Genomic DNA, 12,821 nt, shown 5'->3' on the forward strand with positions numbered 1-12,821 from the left:
CCTTTTTACATTTATCCAATCCTCTTTTCCGTTTCATCATCAAAAAATTGGACCTTATTCATATCAAAAGCAAGCCTAATTTTTTCTCCGCGTTTAATATTAGCGTCTGAATCAAGACGTGCGACAAAACCTTGACCCTCTAAACTCGCATTAATCATTAATTCAGCACCAGTTAGCTCGGAACCCTCAACTTGAGTCAAAATAACGGATCCATTTTCTATGGAGGTAGAAACATGATGAATATTTTCAGGACGAACCCCAAGGATGATATTTTTACCTAAATAGCCTCTTTCACAAAGGAGTTTCATTTTTCCCTCAGGTACAGAAAGGATAGTACTTCCTGCTCTAAATCCGCTCTCTTCAAGAACACCATTAATAAAATTCATTGCAGGAGACCCAATAAATCCTCCAACGAAAATATTTTCAGGATGATTATAAACCTCCATAGGAGTTCCGACCTGTTGAATGACTCCATCCTTCATAACAACAATTCTAGTTGCCATCGTCATGGCTTCTGTCTGGTCATGAGTCACATAAATGGTCGTCGTTTGTAATCGCTCGTGCAGTTTGATAATCTCTGAACGCATTTGAACACGCAGCTTTGCATCAAGATTAGAAAGTGGCTCGTCCATGAGAAATACCTTGGCATCACGAACAATAGCCCTCCCTAATGCAACACGCTGACATTGTCCTCCAGATAGAACGTTTGGCTTTCGATCTAAATAGGCTTGAATACCAAGAATATGGGCTGCCTCATTTACCCGGCGGTCGATTTCCACTTTTGAATATTTCCGGCGCTTTAATCCAAATGCCATATTTTCATAGACGCTCAAATGGGAGTATAAAGCATAGTGCTGAAAAACCATAGCCATGTCTCGATCTTTTGGAGGGAGGTCATTAACCCTTTTTCCATCTATATAGAAATCCCCCTGCGAAATCTCCTCAAGTCCAGCAATCATCCGCAAAGTAGTTGATTTTCCGCACCCTGAAGGCCCAACGAAAACGATAAATTCCTTATCATAAATATCAAGACTAAAGTCCTTAACGGCAGTAAATTTATTATTATAGACTTTGAAAATATGCTCGAGTTTTAATTCAGCCATTTTTTAAGCCCCTTTTTGTATAGATTCATGTCTATTGTAACATTTACATTTAGGTCCGATTATGGAAAATGCGTGACAACTATGAATAAATAGTCATCAACTTATCAACTATGCAAAATATGGTATAATCATGGGAAAAGTACCTAGGTAAACAACCCATCATCCCAATAACCTTCTTTATATTCAGAAATACTCGATGGCGTTCGAGGACACTTTTCAGAAGGTTCTTGCATTTTAATATAATCCATTCATGCTAATTTAGCAAAAAGGGGGAGGAATCATGGCAATGGCATTTCAGAATAAAGAAGAATGGTTTAAGTTTTATGATAGCAAAGGAAATCCGATTGAGCGGAGGACTGAGATCCGTTTTGATCCGATTACCGGGGAATCATCTCGTCTTATTTATGATTCTGGATTAGTATTTACACCGCCAGACTACACAGAAATTGCTAAGCAAAATAGGGGGGCTAGATGTCCCTTTTGCCAGGAAAACTTATTGAAAATGACCCCGCTCTTTCCGAAAGAAATTACTCAAAATGGGCGAATTATTAAAGGAGAAGCGGTAGTCTTTCCGAATCTGTTTCCTTATAGTAAGCATAACGGGGTTGTTATTTTCTCCGGACAGCATTATGTTCGCCTAGAGGAATTTACAACAGAGTTAATTACGAACGCATTTCTGGCTGCACAGGACTATTTAAATAGAATAATGGAGTCTGATCCTGAAGCACGCTATGCATCTATAAATTGGAATTATTTGCCTAACTCTGGTGGGAGTGTTCTTCACCCTCATATTCAGGTTTGTGCATCAGATTCACCGACAAACTATCAAGCTCAGCTCGAGGAAAAAACAAAAGACTACGAAGGCAATAAGGATGTATTTACCAATCTTTATGAAACGGAAAAGGCAATGAGAGAAAGATGGATCGGAGAAAAAGGAAATGTAGCTTGGATGCATGCCTACGCTCCGAAAGGTCAAAATGATTTTGTCGCTATATTTCCCGAAAAATATTCAATAAATGATCTCAATGATCAGGATTGGACAGATTTCGCAGTTGGATTGAAGGCAATCTTCCAAACGCTGATAGAACAAGGATTTGCAAGCTTTAACTTGGCGTTAAATATTTCGTTAAATGAGGATTTAAAGCAAGCTATTCATGTCCGTCTTATACCGCGTTTCACTATTGGCATGATGGACACGAGCGACATAAATTTCTATCAGGCCCTCCACCAAGAACCACTTACATACAAAGTCCCAGAAGAGGTAGCAGCAAGAGCCCGTGAATTTTATTATAAAATTAAAGACTAATACTAAAAGCATGAATTCGAACGGGTAAAAGCCCAAATGATTCATGCTTCTTTTAGACTGTTAATCGGACGGGGAGGAAATTGTCGATTTTTAGCGAAAAAAGGTATAATAAGTATTATTATTTATTGTGAGGAACTCTGATGAACAAAGTGAAAGTAGACTATTTACTGCAAAATGAGGAAAAGCGGGCACTTTCTGCCTATTTACTATCCTTTTATATCACCTTAGCTTTGTATGATATTTTTTATTATTATCTTTATCCAAAGTTTATCTCGAACACCGAACCTGGGCTAATCGGCCCATTAAGCTATTGGAATTATGTAATCTTTATTAGCTTAATCCCTGTTTCGTATCTGCTGATGAAAAGAAATAGGCTTCATATCATTAAGTACTTATATATTCTCGTTTATTTTGGAATCACGGCATTAAGTGATATTATCATGTTTTTGGGGGAAACTGGCGAGTATAGAAGCGGAAATGCGGCTGAGCTTATCTTGCTTTTATTTTCTCCTATATTTATTAACCAACGTTTTTATTGGACGGTGGTCGGCGTTTCGTTATGCAGATATTTAATAGTAGGAATCTATATAAAATCGGCAGCAGTCGTCATTCCGATGGCCATTATTAGTATTTTATCTGTGATTGCTTATATTTTTATGAGACGTTTTTCTTCCTATATTTTTGCATTGACTTCAATACACGAGGAGATGCGGCATAAGGAAAAGCTAGCATTTATTGGGCAAATGGCTGCTTCAATAGGACATGAGATAAAAAATCCCCTAGCTTCCCTAAAGGGTTTTACCCAGCTGCAAAAAGAAAAGTACGAAGATGACCAACAGTATTTTTCCATTATGGATCAAGAAATAGACAGAATTAATTCGATTGTTAATGATTTATTGGTGCTTGGCAAACCGCGATCTCCTCACTTTCAATTGAAAAATATAAATGAAACTCTTTCCTATGTAATATCTATAAATCAGCAGCTGGCCCGCCAAAAAGGGATAGCGCTTACATTAGAGTTTGACGAGAATATTCCTTTAGTTGTTTGTGATGAGAATCAGTTAAAGCAAGCATTTATTAATCTTATTAAAAATGGTATTGACTCTATGCATAATGGTGGTCAGCTAAAGGTTATTTCTTCATTTCAGGCAAGCAAGACATTGTCTATTTGCTTTATTGATCAAGGGTGTGGAATTAATCAATCTGATATGGAAAATCTATTTGCTCCATTTTATACAACAAAGATTGATGGTACCGGTTTAGGGCTGATCGTGACCAAAAAAATAGTAGAAGATCATCAAGGTCAATTAAAGATAGAAAGTGAAATGAACAACGGAACTAAGGTAGAAGTGATTTTACCGATTGAACAATAAGCAGTCGTCGGAGAGTTTAATATAAGGATTCTATTTTAGTTTTTCTTCTCCTATTTTAAAAGCCAGTGCATGGATTTTACTATTCCCCTGCACTGGCTTTAAGGTTTAAACCCTTTTAGTTGGTTGACTATATAAAATAAACAGCAAAATGAGCATCACAATGTCTAACCGAGCATTGGCTGCAAATTGAAAAAAACCAGTATGCAAGGTTGGAATCTTCGTTAAAATAATAGCGACAATCATGATGCCAATTAAGGGCAGTGTTGCATTTGCTACACTTCTATTTAATAAAATTAAGACACCGCAGATCAATTCCACTATGGCAACGATATACATCACTGAAATCGGATAAGGCAGTCCTAAGTTTACAAAATAAGTCCCCATCTCAGGATTAATTAATTTTATTATTCCAGCGATGATGAATACGTAGGCCACAGCATATCGAATTAATTGGTCCGTTGAAATGGATGTTTTAATGGCCAACCCCTCCTTTATACAACTGTATGCAGTTTAAAGGACAAACAGTCTCAGAAAATCAAAAGACCCCTTTTAGTCACAAAATTGTTGGAAGATGAACCGTAGGGTTTGGAGCACTAAGTATGGTACACTTTTAATAATTAGGATCAAAAACAGGGGTGTCAAAATTGAAAACAGTATTAGTCATTGGCGGGGGAATCACTGGATTATCTGCCATATATGAGTTACATAAATGGAAAAAAGCCAATCAATCTGATGTTAGGCTTATTCTAGCAGAGGCGTCTCCAGAACTCGGCGGGAAAATTCGCACGGTTAAAGATCGTGGCTTTATTATGGAGGCGGGAGCTGACTCAATTGTCTCGCGTAAAGTCAATACGATGACATTTATTAAAGAACTTGGTTTAGAAAATGAAGTTGTCTATAATGCCTCCGGACGGTCATTTATTTATACCGAGAATGAACTTAAGCAGATTCCTTCTGATGCAGTGTTTGGAATTCCGACAAGTGTAGAGTCCTTAGCAAAAACTACGCTTGTGTCTGCTGATGGAAAAGTAGAAGCACTGAAGGATTTATATACAAAAAACGAAACATTTACAAAAAATGATTCCATTGGTGATTTCCTAGAATATTTCCTAGGGAAGGAATTAGTTGAAAAACAAATAGCACCTGTACTATCAGGTGTATATTCAGGAAAATTAAGCGACCTCACAATCGGCTCAACTCTTCCATATGTTTTGGATTACAAAAAGGAATACGGCAGCATTATAAAAGGGTTTGAAGCTAATAAGGAAAAATTTCAAAGTGGCGGAGGAAAGAAGTTTTTTTCCTTTAAAAGCGGCTTAGGGAAGCTTATTGATGCTTACGAGGAAAAACTCGGTGATGCTGAAATATTAAAAAACACAAAGATAAATAAAATAGAGAAAAGCGGCGAGCGATATCAAGTCATATTGCATAATCAAGAAATAATTGAAGCAGATTATGTTGTTCTTAGTATACCTAGTAATGAGGCTGGGAAGTTATTTAATGATTCAGAGCTGGAAAAGAGCTTTTCCCAATTTAGAAATAGCTCTCTCATTAGCATGTATGTTGGCTTTGATGTTCCAGACAGTATTCTTCCTGAAGATGGAACAGGGTTTATTACTTCGGAAAGTCATGATGTACTATGTAATGCCTGTACATGGACTAGCCGGAAGTGGGAGCACACATCTCAAACGAAAAATTTGCTCGTCAGACTTTTTTATAAAAGCAGTATTCATTCATTCTCATCTTTATCAGAAATGAACAAAGACCAACTTCTGCAGACAGCTCTTTCGGATATTCACAAAAGCTTAGGGATCACAGCTGAGCCTGTCAGTTGCGAGATTACAAAATGGACAGACAGTATGCCGAATTATTTAATCAGCCACCCGCATACAGTAGAAAATTTAGAGGAAAAACTGTCAGCATTCTATCCAGGAATCATGCTTGCAGGCTGTTCTTATTACGGTGTGGGTATTCCAGATTGTATTGAAAATGGGGCAAATATATCAGAGAAAATTATTCGTAAACTTCAATAAGATGGGTTTTTTAATAAGAACAGCCTTGGCAGCTGTTCTTTTTTGACATACAAAGACGATCTTTCTATTTGAAAAAGTATTTATGTAAAGGAATTAATGCTCTGTCCGAACAAAGCACAAATTGACAGGATTCCATTTCCTGCTTTTGCTAATATGAAATCAAGGGAGTGAGACAATGGCTTGGATTGAATCTATACAAAAGGCGATAGACTATATGGAGGATCATTTGCATGAGGATATAACAATTGAAGAGATAGCTAAACAAGCAAATGCCTCGGCATTTCATTTTCAGCGAACCTTTACGGTCTTAACAGATATATCTGTTGGTGAATATCTAAGGCGAAGGCGACTGACTTTAGCTGCACAGGAGCTATCTAGAACAAACTGCAAAATTATTGATCTAGCCTATAAATATGGCTATGACACTCCCGAGGCTTTCACAAAGGCATTTCGCCGACAGCATGGTGTTTCACCAACTGAAGCGCGAAAATATATGGGAAAGCTGAAATTCTATGAACGCCTGATCATACAGGTAATTCTGAAAGGAGCAGAACCGATGAAGTATAATGTATTAGAAAGAGATGGTTTTCAGGTGGTTGGCATTAAGAGGGAGTTTTCCATTGTCAATGGGGAAAATTTGATAGGCATTCCTAAACTGTGGGATGAGGTTCTTAATGATGGAACATGTGAAAAGGTAGCACGTCTGAACAATGGGCAAATCAAAGGTGTGCTAGGTGTGTGTGCTGATAATAAAGGAGATGGGCCATCTGGGGCAATTGATTATTGGGTGGCAGCCGAACACGATGGAAATGCACCTGAAGGATTTTTAACATTGGATATTCCAGCTGCCAAATGGGTTGTATTTGAAGTACATGGACCGATGCCTGAGGCGATGCAGAAGACATGGAAGAAAATCTACTCGGAGTGGTTCCCTACAAGCGGCTATGAGCATGCAGAAAATGTACCACAATTAGAAGTATATCCTGATGATGACGCATCTAGTTCTGATTATTATTCGGAAATCTGGATTCCAGTAAAATAGAGGCTTAAGAGCAGGGAGCTTTTTACATTTATGAAAAGCTCCTGCTCTTATTTTTAAGTATTTTGTGCATGACTAATAGAATAATAATTGATTAAATCCTCTAACACTCCATCTAAATCAGCAAAGGTGAATCCAACCTCTTCTGCCTTACTTGTATTAATAGACCAAGAGCCTTCAAAAGAATAAGGAGAGGCATTTTCCTTTGTTAGTTTATCCGTAATTTTTGCCTTTAGATTTAATTGCGACTCGATTTTTCCTAGCAGTTCCTTTAGTGAGATATCCTTTTTACAGCCAGGATTGATAGAGCCAGTGAAAGAGGATGCCCCTAAATCATATAAAAATTGGGCAGCATCATCAGATAAGATAAAACTATATCTGGCTTCAGGATTGGAAAGGCCAATTTCTTCATTATTGATGATTTTATCTATATGGAACTTTAATCTGTTTGTAAAGTCGTCCTTGCCGATAACGATCGGAAAACGGACAGCTGCGATCTCGATTTCATTCTGAGAGAATAATAGAGCTTCAGCTGAACGCTTTGCTTCTTGATAGCCGGAATATCCACTATATTCTTCTCTCGGCCGTAGCTCATAAAGAAACTCGAATGGAATAAAATTCTCTTCCCTATGATTAATCCCGAAATCATAGACTGCCTGAGTAGATGTGAAAATGTACCTTCTCACTTTTCCTGTTAAGGCTTCTAATATATATTGTACCTCCAGCGGGGATTGGCATGTTTGGTCATAGACAATATCCCATTGACGACCCGCAAGTGCATCGTCAATCGACTCTTTATTTCGCCTATCCAATTTTAATCTTTCCACCTGATCTCCAAATGGGTCCGGTGTTATTCCTCTTGTGGCAACTGTAACCTTATCGCCATTCTGCAAAAGCTTCATAACTAATTTCTTTCCGAAAAACTGGGTTCCTCCTAATACTAGAACTCTTCTATTCAAGTAGCTTCCTCTTTTCTATTATGGATAATAATAAATACTAGATATAATGGAAAATTCCTGCATTTATTATAGTTCAATTTTAAGCAATGGTGGAAGGGGCTTTCTTATGCTCGTGTGTGTTTATTTTTTCCTGTAAAACATATAAATTTCGTCCGGCTCCAATTCCAGCTATCGTGTAAATAACCGTAATGACAACAAGCAGAATTAACGGGATCGTCCAAGTATGAAAGAAATCAAATATGAAACCAATCATAAATGGTCCAAGTGCTGCTAATAAATACCCAACGGATTGCGCCATCCCAGAAAGATCAGAGGCTTGCTTTGCATTTGCCGCCCGCAGCCCAATAAGAGTTAGACCGTGGCTAACAGCTGCTCCAAGGGATATTCCAAGCATAATAATACAACAGATAATAAGGGCTTTATTCGTGACAAACATTAATCCGAATAAACCAGTTAAGCATAGGAGGCCAATGCCTAAGGCAATACTTTTTTGGTTTGGAAGCCGATCAGCAAGAATAGGAATAATGATGTTTGCAGGCAACCCAGAAAATTGGAATATAGTAAGCATCCAGCCTGCAATAGCAATATTAAATCCTTGAGTATGCAGAATTTCTGGAAGCCAGGCGGTTATACTGAAATAAACCATTGATTGCAATCCCATAAAGAGGGTTACCTGCCATGCTATAGATGAAAACCAAATGCGCGAGCCGGTTTGTTTTTGTTTAGGGCTATCGAAGGTTATATCTTTCACTTTAAGTTGAGGCAGCCAAAAGCCGATAGCGATTAAAATGATTAGTGCCCATATTCCAAGGGATATTCTCCAGCCTAAGCCAAGCGAATCGGCAAGCGGGATGCTAAGACCGGGTGCTAAACCAGCAAAAACTCCCATTGAGAGAGTATAAATACCTGTTAAAAGCCCGACTTTTCTTGGAAAGGATTGTTTAACAATTCCAGGTAACAGTACATTGCAAACGGCAATTCCTAAGCCAATCAAGATTGTTCCAGAAAACAGGAGAGAAAGTGTGCCGGCAGAGCGAATCATAATTCCTGAACCTAAAATACATAATCCAATCATAACACTCATTTCATTTCCAAGCCTTCTTGCGATTTTGGGTACAAAAGGCGAAATCAGTCCGAAGGAAATGAGCGGCAAGGTAGTTAGCAGCCCTGCTATCCCATTGGAAATTCCTGTTTCATCCCGGATGTGTCCTGTTAAAGGGCCAATCGAGGTAATCGCAGGTCTTAGAGTAAATGCAACGAAAATAATACCAATCATCAGCAACGTATTTTTATTTCTTATTTGAATATTTTGCATGGATATTAATTCCCCCAGTATTCAGAACAAAATAGATTCTTCATGGTGTTTCTATTCATTTGTTGAAAAATCAGCAGGAGAATCTTTCATATTCGCATTATTATAATGAATATTCAGAATTTTGTACAGAGAGGAATGTAAAAAAGTACCTGTCCTGAAATCATTTGCAATAGGGCAATGGACAGGCACTCATATGATTATCGAATGTTTGAGAACAGAATAACTGCAGCCTATTCGTTATTAGAAAAATTCTCATGCAGATGGCAGGCTAATAATATTTGTAAATAGTCATCTGGATCATTGAAATCAAGCTGGAGCAGTTCCTCAATCCTTTTTATGCGATGATAGAGTGTGTTTTTATGAACATGCAGCCTTTCAGACGTTTCGATTATCGATTTGTTCAGTCTTAAATAGGTGAAAAGTGTTTTTTCTAAATCATTGCTTTGTGCTCTTTCCGATCGCAATGGAGCCAAAATATCATTGGCAAATTGCTCAATTTCCGGGGAAGGCTGTGCGAGAAATAGTCGATTGATCCCCATCTTTTTGTAATTCATGACTCCTGTTTTATGCCGGGTGATTAAATAAGCAAGTGATTTTTTTGCCTCGTCATAGCATTTCGAAATGGCGTGCATTCCCTTATAAGAGGAACTAAGACCGGCGTAAAGAGAGATGTTTTCTTGGTTTCCCCATTTCAAAAATAAGGAATCGAACATCGATGCCAATTCATCAAGTTCACTTGGGTGATTTGTGGAAAAGAGAATCGTGACTTTATTATGAAATCCATATACGAGTGTTCCTTTTTCAGGGATTCTCCGTTTTATTCTAGAAATGAGACGATGAATAACTGCCTCTAATATTTGCAGGTCTGTGTATGAAACAATTTCCAGCAAAAGTACGGAGAAGTATGAATTAGTATTTAAACCTAATGCCTCCCCAATTTCCTCCAAAATGACTGGATCTTTATTATTCAGCAGGTCATTGAAGACTTCTTTTGTTTTTTTATAGTAAACCTCTGCCTGGGTTTTTTGCTTTGTTAGCTCTAGTGCCAGAACAGAGCTTGCTTGTTCAATGGTCATTTTGTCTTGGGATGAAATCGGTTTTAGAAACGGGATAATAAAACAGCCTAGGGAAACGCGGTCCGTTAATATCGGATATACATAATATTTCATTTCCTTCTCATCATTAATATCTATATAAAATGGTTTTGTCTTAGACCTGAGGATTTCAGCAAACTCGTCATTGCTTAAATATGGATAATGAATTGTTATTTTCGGAAAAAGCTCGGAGTCTAAATTATCAAAAAAGAAAACCTCACTGCCCATCATTCGATTTAATTCCCTGATGATGTACTCTACACTTTTATTTTGCAAGGAGAGACGAGTTAAGTTTTCATGAATCTCTGCTCTCCTTAATAGGAGTCTATTTTTTTCCTCTAAGCGTTTTGTTAATTCTGTGATTTCTTCTAATTGTGCATTTTTTTCCTGATAAAGTCTTGCGTTTTGAATGGCAATTGCTGCTTGCGCCCCGAAGCCCTCTAATAATCGAAGATCGTCCTCGGTCAATTTTCCTTCCGCTTCGTATTGATGAACAGTCATGACACCTATTGGCTCGTTATCTAATTTTAGAGGGACTGAAATGAGGGATCTTAATTTAGAATGATCACTAGCGTTTTGAATATTAGTGAAGTTACTCTTCGAAAGAGTTTCCATTCCTTCGTAGATTTCGGATTTTGAGTAATAGATTACAGGATTTCCATCGCGATATACTCTTCCTGTAATGGATTCCCCGAATTTTACTCTGATTGCTTGCAGCTTATTATTAAATCCAATTGCTGATTTTACCGTTAAATCCTTTGTTCGATCATTGGCTAATTGTACATAGCCAGCATCTGCAGCAGGAATGACGCTCAGGGCTTGATTAACAATCTTATCAAGAACCTCGTCAAGCTTTAGGGAGGCAGTGATTGAAAGGATGCTCTCTATCATACTTGTTAGCTCAATCTCTTTTGCGCATATTTTATTTTCTAGACCAACTACAGAAAAAAGGATATAAAGTTCATCAAGCTCAAATCTAGACAAGTGGATGGCGGAATTAGAAAGTTGAAAATGGACCTGATCATTTTCTGAGTAGAAAAATGTGTAAAGGATATGATTAGTACTCGGCTGAACGTGGTACTTTTTTACTGAGTGATATGCTAATAAGGGAATATCAATATCTGTCATATCACCATGAGAATATAGGAGTTGGGCCCTTTGGTTTGTTTTTTCGAAATAATATAGTTTGAAAGAAATATGATTAAATTTATTTTGAAGTAAAGTAAATAGCTGTTCTTTTATCAAATAAAATCACTCCTTATGGACTATTATACAATAATTAGATCTTAACATTGTACAAATGAACATTGAATTAATTTTCAGATATTTTATTATATTCCATATAGAAAAACAACTGAATATTTCTATTTCGATAAAATATTCTAGCCGTTTAAGTGGGAGTGAATGAATATGAACAAGCTTTATGAGTTATTAGATCAGGCTTATGATGAAATGGTAGAAGTACGCCGATATTTACATCAATATCCAGAGCTTTCTTTCCAAGAGGAAAATACACCCAAATATATTGCTGAGTATCATGAAAAGTTAGGCCATGAGATCCGCACAGGTGTTGGAGGACGTGGGGTTGTAGCCACACTGCGCGGTGGAAAACCTGGCCAAACAGTTGCATTGCGTGCTGACTTTGACGCACTTCCGATTAAAGAAGAAAACGATGTCCCATATAAATCAAAAGTAGATGGAGTTATGCACGCTTGCGGACATGACAGCCACACAGCTACACTGCTTGTCTTAGCAAAAGTATTAAATAGTATAAAGGAAGAGATTGAAGGAAATGTTGTCTTTATTCATCAACACGCGGAAGAGGTTCTGCCTGGCGGAGCGATTGCGATGATAGAGGATGGCTGTTTAGATGGAGTCGATGTAATCTTTGGCCAGCATATTTGGGCAACTGCTCCTGTGGGAACAATTGAATATCGGCAAGGACCTATGATGGCAGCCGCTGACTTCTTCAAAGTGAAAATCCAAGGTCGTGGAGGACACGGTTCACAGCCTCATCGCACAAAAGATAGTGTTGTCATTGGCGCACAGCTTGTTGGCAATATTCAGCAGATTGTTTCTCGCAGAGTATCTCCACTTGATTCAGCGGTAATTTCCATTGGTTCATTTGAAGCAAAGAATGCTCCGAATGTCATTGCGGACTCTGCATCACTTGCTGGTACAGTGAGAACCTTTAATGAAAAGACACGTGAGTTTATTGAAACTGAAATAGAGCGCATTATTAAAGGAACATGCTTAGCTGCAGATGTAGAATATTCGTACGACTATCAAAAGGGCTATCCAGCAACCTGCAATCCGAAAGAGGAAATGGAGTTTGTTGTAGAACTCGCGAAACAAGTACCCGGTGTTAAAGCTGTTGTTGAAATTGAGCCGGAAATGGGCGGAGAGGATTTTGCTTATTATCTTCAAAAGGTTAAGGGAGCATTTTTCTTCACAGGCGGACAAAATCCTGATTGGGAAGAAACCTACCCACATCACCATCCTAAATTTGATATCGATGAAAAAGGAATGCTGATTGCAGCGAAAACTTTAGGAATAGCGACTTTAACCTATTTAGAAAATAATAAATAGTAGAAGGATA

General features: G+C 37.8%; 10 protein-coding genes. 5 read left to right on the forward strand and 5 right to left on the reverse strand.

Features of this window, described 5'->3' with window-relative positions; genetic code table 11:
* Positions 1-11: 11 nt before the first annotated feature.
* The gene (locus V7127_RS05120) at positions 12-1,103 is read right to left on the reverse strand and encodes an ABC transporter ATP-binding protein (RefSeq protein WP_335345598.1); all 1,092 of its coding nucleotides are present in this window, start codon (positions 1,101-1,103) and stop codon (positions 12-14) included.
* 280 nt (positions 1,104-1,383) lie between these two features.
* Between V7127_RS05120 and V7127_RS05125 the strand changes: the two genes are divergently transcribed.
* Positions 1,384-2,409 (forward strand): hypothetical protein, encoded by a 1,026-nt coding sequence (locus V7127_RS05125; RefSeq protein WP_335345599.1) that lies wholly within the window; start codon positions 1,384-1,386, stop codon positions 2,407-2,409.
* Between the two features lie 140 nt (positions 2,410-2,549).
* Complete coding sequence (locus tag V7127_RS05130; RefSeq protein WP_335484098.1) at positions 2,550-3,782, forward strand: ATP-binding protein; 1,233 nt, start codon at positions 2,550-2,552, stop codon at positions 3,780-3,782.
* A 105-nt stretch (positions 3,783-3,887) separates the two neighbouring features.
* Here the strand turns inward: V7127_RS05130 and V7127_RS05135 are convergent, their stop codons facing one another.
* Positions 3,888-4,265, reverse strand: a complete 378-nt coding sequence (locus V7127_RS05135; protein ID WP_335345601.1) for a DoxX family protein — start codon at positions 4,263-4,265, stop codon at positions 3,888-3,890.
* A 161-nt stretch (positions 4,266-4,426) separates the two neighbouring features.
* Here V7127_RS05135 and hemG point away from each other — a divergent pair, with 161 nt between their 5' ends.
* Entirely contained in the window at positions 4,427-5,815 is a 1,389-nt protein-coding gene (hemG, locus tag V7127_RS05140; protein ID WP_335345602.1) for a protoporphyrinogen oxidase, read from the forward strand.
* Positions 5,816-5,990: 175 nt separating this feature from the next.
* Positions 5,991-6,857, forward strand: coding sequence for an AraC family transcriptional regulator (locus tag V7127_RS05145; protein WP_335484100.1), 867 nt, complete (start codon positions 5,991-5,993; stop codon positions 6,855-6,857).
* Between the two features lie 53 nt (positions 6,858-6,910).
* Here the strand turns inward: V7127_RS05145 and V7127_RS05150 are convergent, their stop codons facing one another.
* From V7127_RS05150 to V7127_RS05160, 3 genes are all read right to left on the reverse strand, one after another.
* Complete coding sequence (locus tag V7127_RS05150) at positions 6,911-7,813, reverse strand: NAD-dependent epimerase/dehydratase family protein (RefSeq protein WP_335345604.1); 903 nt, start codon at positions 7,811-7,813, stop codon at positions 6,911-6,913.
* A gap of 79 nt (positions 7,814-7,892) precedes the next feature.
* Positions 7,893-9,128, reverse strand: a complete 1,236-nt coding sequence (locus V7127_RS05155; protein WP_335484102.1) for a CynX/NimT family MFS transporter — start codon at positions 9,126-9,128, stop codon at positions 7,893-7,895.
* A 230-nt stretch (positions 9,129-9,358) separates the two neighbouring features.
* A complete protein-coding gene (locus tag V7127_RS05160; RefSeq protein WP_335484104.1) occupies positions 9,359-11,467 on the reverse strand; it encodes a helix-turn-helix domain-containing protein in 2,109 nt (702 codons plus the stop codon).
* Between the two features lie 165 nt (positions 11,468-11,632).
* Between V7127_RS05160 and V7127_RS05165 the strand changes: the two genes are divergently transcribed.
* Complete coding sequence (locus tag V7127_RS05165; RefSeq protein ID WP_335484106.1) at positions 11,633-12,811, forward strand: M20 family metallopeptidase; 1,179 nt, start codon at positions 11,633-11,635, stop codon at positions 12,809-12,811.
* Positions 12,812-12,821: the final 10 nt, after the last annotated feature.

The organism is Bacillus sp. JJ1773 (genome assembly GCF_036962035.1).
Lineage (GTDB): Bacteria > Bacillota > Bacilli > Bacillales > Cytobacillaceae > Cytobacillus.